12 protein-coding genes are annotated in these 15053 nt (G+C 69.2%); 7 read left to right on the top strand and 5 right to left on the bottom strand.

Annotated features, from left to right (window positions below):
- Positions 1-113: 113 nt before the first annotated feature.
- Positions 114-1829, top strand: coding sequence for a sigma-70 family RNA polymerase sigma factor (locus KZC51_RS01440; protein WP_247628244.1), 1716 nt, complete (start codon positions 114-116; stop codon positions 1827-1829).
- A gap of 254 nt (positions 1830-2083) precedes the next feature.
- Positions 2084-4519: a DUF6923 family protein gene (locus KZC51_RS01435; RefSeq protein WP_247628243.1), complete on the top strand. Its 2436-nt coding sequence runs from the start codon at positions 2084-2086 to the stop codon at positions 4517-4519.
- A gap of 12 nt (positions 4520-4531) precedes the next feature.
- Here the strand turns inward: KZC51_RS01435 and KZC51_RS01430 are convergent, their stop codons facing one another.
- Positions 4532-5215, bottom strand: coding sequence for an SGNH/GDSL hydrolase family protein (locus KZC51_RS01430; RefSeq protein WP_247628242.1), 684 nt, complete (start codon positions 5213-5215; stop codon positions 4532-4534).
- Positions 5216-5322: 107 nt separating this feature from the next.
- Between KZC51_RS01430 and KZC51_RS01425 the strand changes: the two genes are divergently transcribed.
- From KZC51_RS01425 to KZC51_RS01415, 3 genes are read left to right on the top strand one after another with little or no spacing between them, the layout of a single operon-like run.
- Positions 5323-6495: a MalY/PatB family protein gene (locus tag KZC51_RS01425; protein WP_247628241.1), complete on the top strand. Its 1173-nt coding sequence runs from the start codon at positions 5323-5325 to the stop codon at positions 6493-6495.
- Positions 6496-6522: 27 nt separating this feature from the next.
- Positions 6523-7323 (top strand): GAP family protein, encoded by an 801-nt coding sequence (locus KZC51_RS01420; RefSeq protein WP_247628240.1) that lies wholly within the window; start codon positions 6523-6525, stop codon positions 7321-7323.
- Positions 7324-7374: 51 nt separating this feature from the next.
- Positions 7375-7836, top strand: coding sequence for a hypothetical protein (locus tag KZC51_RS01415; RefSeq protein ID WP_247628239.1), 462 nt, complete (start codon positions 7375-7377; stop codon positions 7834-7836).
- Between the two features lie 304 nt (positions 7837-8140).
- Here KZC51_RS01415 and KZC51_RS01410 read toward each other — a convergent pair whose 3' ends face one another.
- Positions 8141-10102 carry a hypothetical protein gene (locus tag KZC51_RS01410; protein WP_247628238.1) on the bottom strand — a complete coding sequence of 654 codons (1962 nt, stop codon included), beginning with the start codon at positions 10100-10102 and terminating at the stop codon, positions 8141-8143.
- A 125-nt stretch (positions 10103-10227) separates the two neighbouring features.
- Here KZC51_RS01410 and KZC51_RS01405 point away from each other — a divergent pair, with 125 nt between their 5' ends.
- Positions 10228-10431 carry a hypothetical protein gene (locus tag KZC51_RS01405; protein ID WP_247628237.1) on the top strand — a complete coding sequence of 68 codons (204 nt, stop codon included), beginning with the start codon at positions 10228-10230 and terminating at the stop codon, positions 10429-10431.
- Between the two features lie 178 nt (positions 10432-10609).
- Here the strand turns inward: KZC51_RS01405 and KZC51_RS01400 are convergent, their stop codons facing one another.
- Positions 10610-11536, bottom strand: coding sequence for a DUF1295 domain-containing protein (locus tag KZC51_RS01400; RefSeq protein ID WP_247628236.1), 927 nt, complete (start codon positions 11534-11536; stop codon positions 10610-10612).
- 16 nt (positions 11537-11552) lie between these two features.
- Positions 11553-13412 (bottom strand): AMP-dependent synthetase/ligase, encoded by a 1860-nt coding sequence (locus tag KZC51_RS01395; RefSeq protein WP_247628235.1) that lies wholly within the window; start codon positions 13410-13412, stop codon positions 11553-11555.
- A 175-nt stretch (positions 13413-13587) separates the two neighbouring features.
- On the opposite strand from KZC51_RS01395, the gene KZC51_RS01390 reads away from it, so the two are divergent.
- Positions 13588-13854 (top strand): hypothetical protein, encoded by a 267-nt coding sequence (locus KZC51_RS01390; protein ID WP_247628234.1) that lies wholly within the window; start codon positions 13588-13590, stop codon positions 13852-13854.
- 51 nt (positions 13855-13905) lie between these two features.
- Here KZC51_RS01390 and KZC51_RS01385 read toward each other — a convergent pair whose 3' ends face one another.
- Positions 13906-15039: a zinc-binding alcohol dehydrogenase family protein gene (locus KZC51_RS01385; protein WP_247628233.1), complete on the bottom strand. Its 1134-nt coding sequence runs from the start codon at positions 15037-15039 to the stop codon at positions 13906-13908.
- Between the last annotated feature and the right edge of the window lie 14 nt (positions 15040-15053).

The following is a 15053-nucleotide window of genomic DNA, read 5'->3' as shown; positions in this document are numbered from 1 at the left end:
CGCAGCGGCGAGCGGCACCCCTTCGTCGGGCAGACAGTATTCCAATATGCTCGATCAAATGACGCTCTCCGGGGGGTGGAGCGGCCGCGGCGCACGGAGAAGGGAAGCCGACGATGAGCGCAGGGGAGACTCCCGACTCCCTCTCTGATCAAGACCTCGTTCAGCGCGTCCGTGAGCAGGACTCCGGGGCCTACGCAGAGCTGTGGCGGCGTCACGCCGGTCCCGCGTACTCCGTGGCGCGGACCTTCGACTACCTCGACGCCGATGACATCGTCTCGGAGGCATTCGCTCGTGTCCTGCGGTCGATCAAGGCCGGCGGCGGCCCCACGACCGGGTTCCGTCCGTACCTCATCATGGCGGTGCGCAACGTCGGGCGGCGGTGGTACGTGCAGGAGACCTCCATCGCGGTGGACGATTTCGAGTACGTCATCGACCCGGCCGCTCCCGAGGGAGAGCTCTCCGCGGTGGAGAGCTTCGAAGGAGGGGCGGCGCTGGAGGCCTTCCGCGGGCTGCCGACCCGTTGGCAGGAGGTGCTCTGGTACAGCGAGGTCGACGGCATGAAGCCGCGCGACATCAGTGTGCTCCTGGGGATGGCCCCCAACGCCGTGTCGGCTCTGATCGTGCGTGCGAAGCGGGGTCTGCGCGATGGATGGATCACCGCACAGCTCTCCGGGGCGAGGACGCCGGAGTGCCGCGAAGCGCTGAAGGGCATGGGAGCGCACACGCGTGATGGGCTGTCCGCACGGGCGCGCGCCACGCTCGAGTCGCACCTGTCTTCGTGCCCCACGTGTCCTCAGGCGCTGGAGGAGGCGAAGAACCTCTCGAACCTGACCATGTCGGTGCTCCCCGCAGTGGCGGGGGTCTCGGGTGCTGCGGGCTACGTCTCCACCCTCGGGCCGCCTCCGCTCTCGGTGGCGATGGCATCGGGGGCCGAAGCCCTGGTCTCGGACGCGCCCGCGGGCACGAACGCGTCGTCGCGGCGGCGCAGGCTCGTCCTCCTCGCTCTGCTGCTGCTCCTGCTCGCCCTCGGGGCGTTCGGCGCCTATGCCGCGCTCACCTCGCCGTCGCCGTCGGATGCCGGGGCGCAGCCGTCGACCGCGCAACCGGCACCCTCGCCCGGACCGGCAGGCTCCACCCCGCCGGCTTCCCCGTCTCCGGGCGCGACCCCGTCGCCGCTCCCATCGCCGCAGGTCTCGTCTCTCCCGTTCCTGCCGGGTGCAGAGCCCTCCGCGGCTCCCGGAGCGGGCGGAGCAGGACGTCCCGACCAGGGTCCGCCAGGGCAGGGCGAGACCCCGTCGACTCCGGCGGCGCCCGGAGCCGCGATCGCTCAGCTCGACTCCCGGATGTATCCGAAGGTCTCGGGCGATGATGCGGCGCCGCGCGCGGTGGTCGAGATCCTCGACAGCGGGGGTGCGACGATCGCGAACACAGTCGCCGGAGCGGACGGTACCTGGACCGCGCATCTGACGTCCGCCGACGCCGGCACGCGATCCGTCACCGCGCGACAGATCGTCTCGGGCCGGACCTCGCCCGCGAGTGCACCGCTCACCTACACCCTGTCGTCACCGCCGCCCGCGGCGACGCCGGTATCCGGCACGACGGTGACCGCCACCCGGTTCCGCTTCGCGTTCACGGCGGAGGCGGGCACGGTCCTCCAGCGGCAGATCGTCGGCGCGACGCCCATCCAGACCATCCGAGTACCGCGCAGCGGCGCATGGAATGAATACCTCTCAGTGGCGCCAGGCTCGCACTCGATACGCCTCCGCTACGCGAACCCGGCGACGGGAGATTACGGGCCGTGGACGACATGGAACTTCACCGCGGAATGAACTCCGGCCCGCGCTGCGATGCGCGGGCCGGAGGTGGGGAATCGGGGGAGGGCGGCGTTCGCGGCCCGTCCCCCCTCCCGGCCTGGGGAGACCGGGAGCATCCGACCTGGGTCGGTCAGGTGGTGGGGAACCTGTACACATCAGGACTCCGGCGTAGCGCTTTCGTGACGCGGATCACCGAACTGTTTCCCCGAGGGTTCCGTTCTCACGCTCAGCGCGGCAGGCGGCCGCGACCGGCCGCGACCTTCGGCGCAGTGCTGGCCGTCGCCGCCGGACTCTTGACGGCGGTGAATCCCGTGGCGGGGCCGGTTCCCGCGTCGGCCGCTCCGGGCGACGCATTCGATCCGACCGCCCCTGCGATCTTCATCGCGCAGAACAGCCCATCGCAGCTTCAGCGTTCGCAGACGCTCGAGGACGGTTCCTTCGTGTTCAGCGATGAGGGCGGGACGGCTCCGGTCGGCTACAACGCGATCGGCTTCAACGAGGCGGACAACTTCATCTACGCGATGGTCACCGGCAATGCGACCCCGGGTATCCCGCTCGGATCGCTGGTCCGTGTCGGGCAGGGGGGCACCGTCACGCGTGTCGGCACGGCGGTGTACACGCATCCGGCGACCGGCTCGACCCGCTTCTTCTCCGGGGCGTTCAACCCCGCCGACGGCTTGTTCTACATCTCCGATTTCGGCCCCAACACCACGGTGCACGCACTGGACGTGGCCACCGGGGCCGTCGTGAGCACCATCGACCTCGGCGTGCAGCCGGGCGTGCAGGACTTCGCCTTCAAGGACGGGTTCGCGTGGGGCGCGAACAACGCCGGCGATCTGCGCCGCATCGACGTGGCGACGGGCAGCATCACGGTCTTTCCCGGGGTGATGCCGGCCGCGACCGACGGGTACGGCGGGGTGTGGAACTTCGGAAACGGCAATCTGGGCTTCTCCGCGAATGCGACGGGCGATGTCACCCAGCTCGAGATCACCGACGGCGCCACCACGACGCCCGGCTTCCAGATCATCTCGACCGTGCCGGGCCCCGGATCCGACTTCAACGACGGTACGGCCATTCCGGGACTGCCCACCGATCTCGCGATCGCCAAGGAGGTCCCGGCGACGCATGAATCGGGCGAGCGCATCAGCTATGAGATCACGGTCACCAACAACGGTGCGGGGGAATCGAGTGGCTGGACGGTGTCCGACACACTCCCCGCCGGGCTCAGCAACCCCGCGGTGGTCGGCGGCTTCACGGTCGACGTGAGCGGGAACACGGTGACCGTCAGCGGTGGTCGTCTCGACCCGGGGGAGTCGACCTCCTTCCAGATCGAGGCCGACTCCGCCGCGCCCGTCGGTTCCTGCCTGTCGAACACCGCGACGGTCCTCGGCAACGAGCAGGATCCCGTGGCGGGCAACGACGCGGCGACGGCCGTCACATGCGTGCCTGCGCTGCCGGTCGCGTCGTTCGCCATCGAGAAGTCGGTCGAGCCCGAGGTGGCACGCCCCGGCGATGTCGTGACCTACAACATCACGGTCGAGAACACCGGGGAGGTCGCCTACACCGACGATGATCCTGCGTCTTTCGCCGACGACCTCTCCGATGTGCTCGATGACGCCGTGTACAACGACGATGTCTCCGCGGGTGGGGCGGTCGATGGCGACCTGCTCACGTGGGCCGGACCGCTCGACGTGGGCGAGACGCTTCAGGTGACCTACTCGGTGACGGTGGACGACCCCGTCGGCGGCGACTTCTCGCTGCGCAACGTGGTCACTCCCGCGGCGGTCGGCGGGGCGTGCGTCGATGACGGGTGCGGCACCGATACCGCGGTTGCGGCGTACTCGGTCGAGAAGACGGCGGACGTGCAGGATGTGGTGGGCGGAGGAGAGGTCGGCTACGAGGTCACGGTGACCAACATCGGGCAGGTCCCGTACACCGCGGACGCGCCGGCGTCATTCATCGACGATCTCTCCGGGGTCTTGGATGACGCGACCTACAACGGCGATGCCTCCGCCGGTGCTGTCGTGATCGGAGACGAGCTGTCGTGGAGCGGGGCGCTCGGCATCGGTGAATCCGTCACGGTGACGTACTCCGTGACCGTCGACCGGTCGGAGAACGGCGATCGGATCCTGCGGAACACCGTCGTCGCCGATGGGCCCGGTGGCACGTGCGCGGAGCCCGGCGCCTGCCGCACCGAGACGTCGGTGGCGAGCTACGAGGTGCGCAAACAGGCGTCGGTCGAGCGCGCCGCCGTCGGCGACACCGTGCGCTTCACGATCACCGTGACGAACACCGGCGACGTGCCCTACACGGCGGACACGCCCGCGTCGTTCACCGACGACCTGACCGGTGTGCTCCGCCTCGGCACGTACGACGGCTTCGCCAGCGGGGGTGCCGACTACGACGAGCCGGTGCTGTCCTGGGCGGGCGCATTGGACGTGGGCGAGACGGCGACCGTGACGTACGCGGTGACCGTGGAGCGAGCCGGGGAGCTCCGCAACGTCGTGACGACTCCGAAGGGAGCCGGGGCGAACTGCCCGGCGGGCTCGCTCGACGAGGATTGTGTAGCCGTGACCACGGTGTTCCCCTCGGGTCTCGCCGCGACAGGAGGCGCCGCGTGGATCGGAGGTGGCGTGCTCGGCGCGGTGCTTCTCGGAGCGGGGCTGTGGTTCACCGTCCGCCGCCGCGCCGTGCGGCAGGGCTAGAGCGAGCGCCGGTCACAGCGCCGGATCGAGGCGTGCGAGCGCGGCATCCATCTGCGCGGCCAGGTGCCGGTACCCGATGTCGGAGGGGTGGATGCCGTCGGCTGCCATCCAGCTCTCGTCGGCTCCGGCGTAGTGCCCGTCGAGCCAGCGGCTCGCGCCGGGTATCCAGTCCGCATCGATCGCTGCGGCGGCATCCGCGGTCCAGTCGATGATCGTCGCGACGGAGTCGGGGCGCTCGTCGGTGTACCAGAACGGTTCGACCACGATGATCCGCGCGGTGGGCAGAGCGTCGCGGAGGCGGGTGAGATCCGCCGTGATGGTCTCGTGGATCAGGTCGGCGCGACCGGGGAAGCTGAAGTTGTCGTTCAGGCCCATCGTCACGAAGACGATGTCGGGGCGTTGCGCGATGACGAGTGCGGGGAGGTCGTTCTCGCCGAAGTCGGCGCGGTGATTCACGAATCCGAGTCCGTTCACGCTCGGGTTGAACTCGTTCCAGCCTCGCTCTTCGCTGATGAGGGTGGACCAGCGCAACGACGGGTCGCTGGCCCCCGTGCCGAGCGTGTAGGAGTCGCCGTAGAAGGCGACCAGCGGACCGGCTCCCGGCGTGGCCTCGGTGTCGGGAGCGGGCGCGGTGCTGCAGCCGGTGAGCCCCAGGGCGAGGGCGACCACGGACGCGAGAGAGCGGAGACGGCGCATGGTGCTTGTTCGATGCAGACCCCGCGATGGATGGGACCGCCCCGGGGTGGGTGATCCCGGGTGATGATGGAGGGATGCCCCCGCAGTCCCCGATGACAGGAGCCCGGATGTCTCTCGCCGCCACCTTCGACGCGATCGAGGTCGACCATCTCCGCCGGCTCGGCGGCCTGAAGTGGTCGGCCTTCCCCGACACCCTGGGTGCGTTCGTCGCCGAGATGGACTTCGGGGTGGCGCCGGGCATCTCCCGCGCCCTGCACGAGGCCGTGGACCGGGGTGCCTTCGGCTATCTCCCCGCCTCCGTCTCCGCAGAGATGTCCGAGGCGGCATCCGGATGGCTGCGCGATGCGTACGGCTGGGGAGTGCCGGCATCCGATGTGCATCCGATCGCCGACGTCATCCACGCGCTCGAACTGGCGATGACCCACTTCTCCCGTGCCGGGAGCCCCGTCATCGTTCCGACGCCCGCGTACATGCCCTTCCTCTCGGTGCCGCCGGCGGCAGGACGGGAGGTCATCCAGGTGCCGATGACCGTGGTCGACGGTCGGTACTCGCTCGACCTCGACGGCATCGACGCCGCCTTCCGGGCGGGTGCGAACCTGCTCGTGCTCTGCAACCCGTACAACCCGGTCGGCCGGGTGTTCGATCGCGATGAGCTGCTCGCCGTCAGCGAGGTCGTGGAGCGGCACGGCGGACGCGTGTTCTCCGACGAGATCCACGCCCCGCTGGTCTATGCGCCGGCCGCCCACATCCCGTACGCCTCGATCTCGGATGCCGCCGCCTCCCACACCGTCACGGCGATGTCGGCCTCCAAGGCGTGGAACCTGCCCGGTCTGAAGACCGCGCAGATCGTCATCACGAACGACGCGGACCGCGAGGTCTGGGAGCGCATCGGCATGATGGCGTCCCACGGAGCGAGCAACCTGGGCGTGATCGCCAACACCGCCGCCTATCGTGACGACCGGGAGTGGCTCGCCGAGGTCGTGCAGTACCTCGACGGCAATCGTCGGTTCCTCGGCGACGCCCTCGCCGCCCGGATCCCCGAGATCGCCTATCGCGCACCCGAGGGCACCTACATCGGCTGGCTCGACGCGCGCGCCCTCGACCTCGGCGCACAGCCCGCCGACTTCTTCCGTGAGCACGCGGGCGTCGCGATGACCGACGGGGCGGCGACCGGCCTCGTGGGCGTGGGATTCCTGCGCTTCGTGTTCGCGACCCCGCGGCCGATCATCGAGCAAGCGGTCGATCGGATGGCGGACGCGCTCGCTCGCCGGCGGGCGTGAGGAGGCTCCGCAGATCATCCGCGGAGGATGAGAGCCGCGCTCCTCGGGCGCGCGATCGGTGAGCATGGCGGTGGAGGATGCCGAACCGCGGCCCTTCGTCACCGAGAGCTCGCGGCCTGCCGCGGCGCTGCGTCAGAGAGGAACGAGACCATTCCGGGTTCGGTCATCGGGGAGACGCTTCCCCTCACGCTCGCCATCGCCATCAGTCCGCTGACGATCGTCGCGATCATCCTCATGCTGCTGTCCCCGAACGCGCGCCGCACCGGCCCGGGGTTCCTGATCGGATGGGTTGTCGGGATCAGCGTCCCGGTGGTCGTGTTCGTGTTCATCGCCGGGTCTCTTCCGGCCGGGGGCGAGTCCGGTGGCCCTGACGTCGTGCGTGCGATCGTGCAGTTCGTGCTCGCGGCGCTGCTGCTCCTGCTCGCCGTGAAGCAGTGGCGGGGGCGACCGGCCCCGGGGGAGGACCCGGCTCTTCCGAAGTGGATGGCGGCGATCGACTCCTTCACGTTCGGGCGCGCTCTCGGACTCGGGCTGCTGCTCTCGGCCCCTCGCCCGAAGAACCTCCTGGTCGCCGCCAGCGCGGGCATGCTGATCGGAGGGGCCGGACTGTCTCCGTCGTCGCAGGCCATCGCGGCCGCCGTCTTCATCGGATGCGCGGTCTCGACGGTCGTGATCCCTGTCGTGGCCTTCCTGTTCGCCGCCGACCAGCTCCGCGCGCCGATGGAGAGGTTCCACGGCTGGCTCGCCCGCGAGAACGTGGTGATCACGACCGTGCTGCTCGTCGTGATCGCCGTGATCATGGTCGGCAAGGGCATCGGCTCCCTCTGAGCGCACCGTGGCGGGTCGCCGGCGACCGGTGAGCCTCGGTAGCCTTCGAGCGTGGGATTCTCGGTGTTCGGACTGATCGTGAGCATCGTCGTGCTCGCTCCCAACCTGCTGCTGCTGCGGTTCCCCCCGCGCGGGCGGAACATCGTCGCGCCGGTGCCGCAACCCCTCGGATGGGTCGAGCGGGCGGGTCAGGCGCTGTGCCTCGTGGTGCCGGCGATCACGCAGCCCGGTGCGATCGTGTGGTGGTGGGTGGCACCCGCCGCTGTCGCGCTGGCGACCTATTACGGACTGTGGGGGCGGTACCTCCTCGCCGGTCGCGATCAGGCTCTGCTCTACGCCTCGCTCTGGCGTGTTCCGGTGCCGATGGCGGTCACGCCGGTCGTCGTCTTCCTCAGCGCCGCAGCGTGGCTCGGCAATCCGTGGATCGCGCTCGCCGCCGTCGTGCTCGCCGCCGGCCATATCCCGGTCGCGCTCCTCACCCGACGCGCGATCGGCTTGGCTGCGTCAGAGTGACGTGCGGTCTCTCCGCGCGGCATCGCACTCCCACGACGTGATGTGGTCGTCGTGCTGCTCGACCGCGGCCCGAGATTCTCGCACGCCGTGAGGGGTCACGACACGCCGCGCCCACACCGCGGGTCGCGGCGTTTCTTGACCCCTCGGCATCGCGGGGGCGGGGGGCAACGTAGGGCTGCCCCGCCAGGACGGCGCGATCAGGCCGGGACGGCGCGCTGACGCACATCCCGAAGGATGCTGACGATGCCGAGGGCTTCTGCGTCGCTGAAGAGATCTGCCGGGTAGAAGGCAGTCGAGCAGGATCTCAGAGGGGTCCGACATCGCCTCGAGCGTGGGCCGCGCGGTACTCGGCGTACGCGGCATCGGCGTCGCGCCCCTGCTCTCGATACATCTCCCCGAGCGCTTCGAGAGCGAGGACGAGTCGGTCTCGCCTCTCGCGGTCGACGGCGCCGTCCAGCAGCCCCACCGCTCGGAGCAGAGCGGATTCCGCGCGTCGGTGCTCTCCCAGGTCTGCGAGGAGCGCGCCTTGAACGAAGAGCGCGGTGACGTGCATCTCATCGGGTCCCGCTACCAGATGTGCAGCCTGGCCGATGCCCATCTCCGAGGAGAGCCGCTCGAATTGCGTCACCGCACTCGACATCGATTCGATGGCCTCTACATCACGGTCGAGGCTGAGGCGGAGGGTTCCCTGCAGGTACAGCGAGAGCGCGAGCAGGTGTCGTACGCGCTGGTCTGCCGGCTCATCGCGCACCAGATCCTGCGCGAGTGTCACCGCGTCAGTCATGACGTCCAGGGCTTCGGGGGTTCTCCCCAGGACGTCGAGTGCACCGCTTGACATCTGGAGGGCGCCGATCTGCAGCGTGCGGGCGGCGAGCTCGTCCGAGGAGCCCGCGCTCAGCGTCGCGGCGAGCTCTGCGCTCTGCGTGGCGCCTGCCAGGGCATCGTGTGCGCGCCCCTCGGACAGATCCACGGTTGCGAGTCCGAAGAGCGAGTTGCTCAGGAGCAGGCGAGACCCGGCGTCCTGCTGATCGCGGCGCATGATCCTCGTCGAGATCCTGACGGCGCGTGTCATGGCGGAGCGAGCACTCGTGGCGTCGCCGCACTGCAGGAGGAGCATGCCCTGAAGTGTGAGGGAGACCGTCACCAGGTCGACATGGTCGTCGTCTCGATCGGCCAGGCTCTGCGACAGGGATGCTGCTCGCGCGAGCAGATCTGTCGTATCGGGCGACCCCGACGCAAGTGTCATCAGGGCGCTCATGAGCAACGCCGTGACGAGACGCACTTCGTGCGCGTCCTCATGCGGGTACAGGACGCTCAGCATCTCGGTGATCTTCGCGGTAGTGGAGAAGTGCTCCCGCGCATCCGCGAATCTTCCCGCCTCGACGAAGGCGAAGCCGGCGGTGAGCGCGGCGGCAGAGAGGGCGGCTTCATGCTCGATGGGGAGGGCTTCGGAGAGGAACTTCAGACGGTCGACGGACTCCCGCAACCCGTCAGCCACCCGACTCATCGCGCGGAGTGGCTCGCGGGCCCCGCCCGACTGTGGCCGGGGTGCCGCGCCGTGATCGTGCCAGACGATCTCCCGTGTCGATACGCCGTTCTCCTCGCGCAGTCGAAGCGAGACGGGACCCACTTCCGATGCACTCGCCGGCGTCTGCTGGACCATCTGCCGCGCGACTGCGGCGGTGATCTCCCCACCCCTCAGCAGAAGACCCCGTCCGGACGTCGCGGCGACCCCCTTCGCCCGGTTGGCGCGCACGGAACGCTTGAGGCGAGCGAAATCGACCTCGTGACCGTCGAGACCGATCCACGCCTGTTGACGTATTGCTCCGGCGGATGCAGAGGAGACGTCGATCGGTTGTCCTCCCTTCAGCGGCAGGTCCGGTCGTGTCGTGGTGTCGCGCGAGAGGGCCCAGAAGACCTGGGCGACCGTGAGCAGTGCTTCAGCGGACTCGGTCGACAGGGGTATGTCGGCGATGTCCGACAGTGCTCGATAGAGGGAATCGCGGAGGTGCTCGGCGTCATGAGGCGCCGCCTCGTCGGGAAAGAAGTGAGGGCGCAGGAATGGCAGCAGACGAGTCGGCCGTCGTGAGCGTTCGAGGAGCGCATCGTCGTACTCGTCCGACATGCCGTAGTCCTCGGACAGCAGATCGAGGTAGCTCGCGATCACCATGATCTGCAGAGCTTTCGGATCTGACCCCTCCCTCACGTCGGGAGGGAGGGCAGCCCACAGCGCGCTGCTGATCGTGAGCTGGATCTCGCCTGTCATGGACTGATCTTGTCATCCGGACAGACTGGCGCGCTGTCCAGACAGCGCGGAACTTCTGTCTCCTTCGCGAGCGCATCACGATGATTACGGCCCCGAGAGTCGGCGGCCACGTGAAGGAGAAGACGATGACCATCACCCCCGCACCTGCGATCCACGCCCCGAGCCTCCGCTCAGTCTTTACGGACATCGCATCCGACCCCGCCGTCAAGGAAGGGCTGCGCCAGGCCTTGCGAATCGGCGGGAAGACCTTGGCCGACGCCTGGGTCACGCACCACGGGAACGAGGCCGTCATCGCCCTCGTGCGCAGCGCCCTGGTTTCGCGCGGATGAGCCGCCCGGCTCGCCCGCACGAGAGGGCGAAGTGCCGCTTCCGCCGTGTGTACGGCGCCTCGCCCACAGGTGAGGGGTCAAGACACGCCGTCCCCGAGGCGCGCGGCCCGGCGTGTCTTGACCCCTCAGCGTCAGGTGTCGACTCCTCAGCGTCGCGGGGCCGGTATCGGGGCGCCGGTCAGGACGCGGAGCGCTCCCGCACCGTCGCCCGCGTGAGCCGAGGGATCAGCGCCGGCGTGCTCTCGCGGTACGCGATGTAGTCGGCGCGATCGCCCCACTTCTTCTCGGCGCGGGCCTCCAGCAGCGGGATGCCGCTGACCCGCGTGAGCAGCAGGATGACGAACAGCGGCGAGAGCACAGCGACCCACTGCCATCCGACGAGCACCGGGGCGGCGGTGAGGAACACGCCCACCCAGATCACGATCTCGCCGAAGTAGTTGGGGTGGCGTGAGCGCGACCACAGTCCGGTGCGGATGAACTCGTCCTTGTTGCGCGGGTCGGCGCGGAACGCCGACTTCTGCGCATCGGCGACGATCTCGATCACCATGCCGACCACCCACACGACGATTCCCACGATGCTCAGCCAGCCGAGCGGGGCGCGGGCACTGGCATCCGTGCTGATCGCGATCCACGCCGCCGCAGCGGTCAGCGACACCCACGCGCCCTGGATCACCCACACCTGCAGGAACCGCAGGGGCGACCGCTTGATCTCGTCGAATCGTCCGTCGGATCCGGCCTTGTGCACGCGCAGCGCCAGGAAGGAACCGAGACGCACGGCCCACAGCATCACCATCGCCGCGAGGATCCAGCTGCGCGCATCGGGCATCGGGGTCAGCAGCACGAGGGCAGCCGAGATCGCGAAGAAGGTGAGGCTGCCGGTGAGGTCGAAGAACCGCTCGGTGCGCAGGATCATTGCCGGGATGAACGCGATGATCTGGATCGCGAACGCCGCGGCGACGGCGAGGGCGAACAGGGGGATGCCGCCGAGCGTCGCGCTGTTCTGGCTGCCGGCGAGGGCGACGAGGGCTCCGATCACGAGGGCGGCGATGATCGCGATGAGCGACGAGCGCGAGGACGTGGGGCTGGTGGGCGTCGGGGAGGACATGGTGTTCTTTCTGTTCTCAGAGGTACAGGTCTTCGACGGTGACGGCCGCGCGATCCAGCACGACGCTCCGCTTGAGCTTCATGGTGGGGGTGACGAGCGTGCGGTCCTCGAGGTCGGCGAAGACGACGCTGAAGCGGCGCACCTGTTCGCTGCGCGCGACGAGCGCGTTGGCGGCGTCGACCGCTTTCTGCAGGTGGGCGCGCAGCGTCGGATCGGTCACGGCGCGGATGTCGGGCTGCACCGACAGGGGAATGATGATGCCCTCGGCGGTCGCCCACTCCCTGGTCTGCTCCGGGTCGAGCACCAGGAGTGCGGAGAGGTACGGCTTTCCCTCGCCGACCATGACGGCATGCGACACGAGCGGATCCGCTTCCACCGCGCTCTCCCAGCGGGTGGGCACGATCGTCTTGCCGTTCGAGGTGACGATCACGTCTTTCAGTCGGCCGTCGAGGATGAGCTTGCCCTGCTCGTCGAGTCGTCCGAGGTCGCCGGTGCGGAAGAAGCCGTCGATGAAGGCGTCCTCGTCGTGCGCGGGGTTGCGATAGCCGCCGAAGACCCCGATGCCGCGGGCGAGCACCTCGCCGTCGTCGCTGATGCGCACGGTGAGTCCCGGGAGCGGTGACCCGACGGTCCCCGAGGTGATGCGGCCGGGCAGGTTGCCGGTGAGCGGTGCGGTCGTCTCGGTCAGCCCGTAGCCCTCGATGACGGGCACTCCGATGCCGCGGAAGAAGAGCGAGAGCTCCGGGTCGAGGGCGGCGCCGCCCGACAGGATGTACCCGACGCGCCCGCCCATCACGGTGCGCAGTCGCCCGAAGAACAGCGCCTCGAAGAGACGGTGGCGCAGGCGGAGCCCGAGGTCTCTGCGGACACGGCGCCCGGCGTCGATCCGCTCGGCGCGACGGCCCCACGCGACGGCCGTCGATCGGGCGGCGGTCCACACGCGGGTCAGACCCTTGTCGGCGGCCTTGGAGGCGGCGGCCGCCTGGATCTTCTCGAGCACTCGCGGCACGACGACCAGGAAGGTCGGGCGCAGGGTGTCGAGGGTGGCGACGACCGTCGACGGGTCGGACAGGTGCGCGATGCGCATGCCGCTGGCCAGGCAGATCAGCTGCAGCCCGCGTGCCAGCACATGCGCGAGCGGCAGGAAGATGACGGTGTTGCCGTCTTCGTTCACGATCTCGCGATACGCGGCGGCGATGTTCAGCACCTGGCCGAGGAAGTTCCGGTGCGTGAGCACGACGCCCTTGGGTTCGCCGGTGGTGCCCGAGGTGTAGACGATGGTCGCGGGATCGTCCTGGGAAGCGGATGCTCGGCGGGCCTCGAGCTCCTCGTCGGAGACGTCGGCGCCTCGTGTCACCAGGTCGAGGAGAGAGCCGGATGCCGCGGCGCCCGTGTCGGGGGAGTCTCCGGCATCCATCGTCCACGCGCCGAGAGTGACCCCCGGCGTCTGCGCGAGGGCTGCCTGCAGGAGGGACGCGTGCCTCCAAGTGCCGCCGATGCCGAGACGCACCTCGGCGTCGGCGACGATCGCGTCCACCTGAGAAGGCGAGGAGGTGTCGTAGATCGGCACGACGACCGCTCCGGCGTACCAGGCGGCCAGGTCGGCGACGGCCCATTCGTAGCGCGTCGGCGCCATGATCGCGATCGCATCGCCCGCCTCGATCCCCTGGGCGATGAACCCCTTCGCGAGGGCCCGCACCGAGTCCGCGAACACGGCCGTGGTGACCGGATGCCAGCTGCCCGAGGAGGCGGCATCCGCTCCCTCGACCTCGAAGGCGACATGATCGGGAGCCGTGTGCACGCGCGCGACCAGCAGATCGGTGACGTTGCGGTAGCCGTCGAGGTCGGCAAGCGGGGGCGTCGATGACTCGATCATCGGGGCTCCTCTCGGGTCATGGGGCCAGGTCGCGGGCGCGCGAGTACCGCCCTCTCTGCTTTGTTCGGAGCCGATGCGGATTCGGATGGCATTCATTTCGACGAGAGGTGATGTCGGGATGTCTCGGCGGGAGAAGGGATTGTCCGGGCGCTCGGCAGCTGGAATCGTGGGGGAGATGATCCCACAGATACGCAGCACGACCTCCTACTGGTGGGCGCTCGGAATCGTCGGGACGTTCGCCGTCGTCCTCGTGATCCTGCTTCTGGCCGGTGTCCTCGGATCGACCGTATGGTGGACCGCCGCGGCGATGATCCTGCTCGCGGTCTCGCAGGTCCTGAGCATCCTCCGCATCCGGCGCAATAACCGACGGCTCGTGGCGAGGTCCAGCTCGCTGAACTCGCTGTCAGCGCAACCGCCGAAGCGTCCCGGAAACACGCCATGATCTGGTGATGACTCTGTTGTCAGGTCCAGAGCCCTTCCGGACGTCCTTGAGCTACTTCGCTTCGTGCTCGAGGGTGATGACGAGTTTCCGCGCCGATACGCCGCGGCGAAGGTCGTCGATGGCCTCCTGGATCGCCCGAAGTCCGTGCCCTGTGATGTGGGCTTCGGGGTAGAGACGGTGGCTGCCCGAGGCGAGGGCGGCAGGGAGATACCCGGCCCAGACGGCCGGGCCCACGGGAGAAGTGGCGATGGCGCTCCCCCAGATGAATGTCGCTCTGATGCCGCGGGCGCGACTGCGCACCTGCAGAAGCGCCGTGCGCGTTCCGAGCTTCAGGAAGAGGCGGATGCGGGCGAGGGAGAGGCCGCGAAGGCGCGGTTGTTCGTAGAAAGACACGGGAGGGCTCGCCATCGCGATCTGCGTGGCACCGGTGGCGCGCGCGATCCGCAGACAGGGCTCGGCCGATCCCACCGCGACGGCGAGGATCCCCGCCACCGCGGAGCCGCCGACCGCTTCGATGATCCGATTCGGAGTCTGCGGCTCGTGGTAGTCGAAGACGGCTTCCGCTCCCAGCTGCCTCATCCGTTGGTGGTTCTTCGCAGATGCTGTCGTGATGACGCGATAGCCGGCGGCCCGGGCGAGTTGGATCGCATTGCCTCCGACCGCCGTCGCACCTCCCCAGATCACGACGACCTCGTCGCGAGGTGCCGCGCTTCCGAGACGGGAGTAGTCCAGTCCCAGCAGCTCCTTCTCGAACAAGCCGGCCGCCGCCGTCGATATCGCCAGCGGCAGGACGGCGGCATCCTCGAACGCGGTCGTGGCCGGCAGAATGGCGGCCAGGCTCGCGTCGACCGCGGCGTGGGACTGGAAGCCGCTCTCCGAGACGGCGTCCCGGCCCTTCTCCAAGCCCATTGCGTACGCCACGACCCGGTCTCCGATGGCGAAGTCGTCGACGCCGGCACCGGTGTCGACGACGACGCCCGCGACGTCCTCCCCGAGGATCACCGGGTAACGCAGCCAGCCGTACATGACGGTGCCGTTGGACTGGATGATCGCATCGAGCGGATTCACCGCCACCGCGCGCACCTCGATCACCAGCTGCCTCGGCCCCGGCTTCGGCATCGGAGCCTCTCGGATCGTCAGGTCCGCATAGGGAGAATCGATCCACGCCGCCATGTTGTCGCTCATCAGCATCCGTTCTC

The sequence above is a fragment of the Microbacterium croceum genome (assembly GCF_023091245.1).
Taxonomy (GTDB): Bacteria; Actinomycetota; Actinomycetes; order Actinomycetales; family Microbacteriaceae; genus Microbacterium; species Microbacterium croceum.
The sequence above is the reverse complement of the archived record's forward strand: the minus strand, read 5'-3'. Positions and strand labels throughout refer to the sequence as shown.

Excerpts from the sequence above, each read along its gene's own strand:
- KZC51_RS01440 (WP_247628244.1), top strand. The coding sequence starts at position 114 with ATGAGCGCAGGGGAGACTCCCGACTCCCTCTCTGATCAAGACCTCGTT.
- KZC51_RS01430 (WP_247628242.1), bottom strand. The coding sequence starts at position 5,215 with ATGCGCCGTCTCCGCTCTCTCGCGTCCGTGGTCGCCCTCGCCCTGGGG.
- KZC51_RS01425 (WP_247628241.1), top strand. The coding sequence starts at position 5,323 with ATGTCTCTCGCCGCCACCTTCGACGCGATCGAGGTCGACCATCTCCGC.
- KZC51_RS01420 (WP_247628240.1), top strand. The coding sequence starts at position 6,523 with ATGAGAGCCGCGCTCCTCGGGCGCGCGATCGGTGAGCATGGCGGTGGA.
- KZC51_RS01410 (WP_247628238.1), bottom strand. The coding sequence starts at position 10,102 with ATGACAGGCGAGATCCAGCTCACGATCAGCAGCGCGCTGTGGGCTGCC.
- KZC51_RS01405 (WP_247628237.1), top strand. The coding sequence starts at position 10,228 with ATGACCATCACCCCCGCACCTGCGATCCACGCCCCGAGCCTCCGCTCA.
- KZC51_RS01400 (WP_247628236.1), bottom strand. The coding sequence starts at position 11,536 with ATGTCCTCCCCGACGCCCACCAGCCCCACGTCCTCGCGCTCGTCGCTC.
- KZC51_RS01395 (WP_247628235.1), bottom strand. The coding sequence starts at position 13,412 with ATGATCGAGTCATCGACGCCCCCGCTTGCCGACCTCGACGGCTACCGC.
- KZC51_RS01390 (WP_247628234.1), top strand. The coding sequence starts at position 13,588 with ATGATCCCACAGATACGCAGCACGACCTCCTACTGGTGGGCGCTCGGA.
- KZC51_RS01385 (WP_247628233.1), bottom strand. The coding sequence starts at position 15,039 with ATGAGCGACAACATGGCGGCGTGGATCGATTCTCCCTATGCGGACCTG.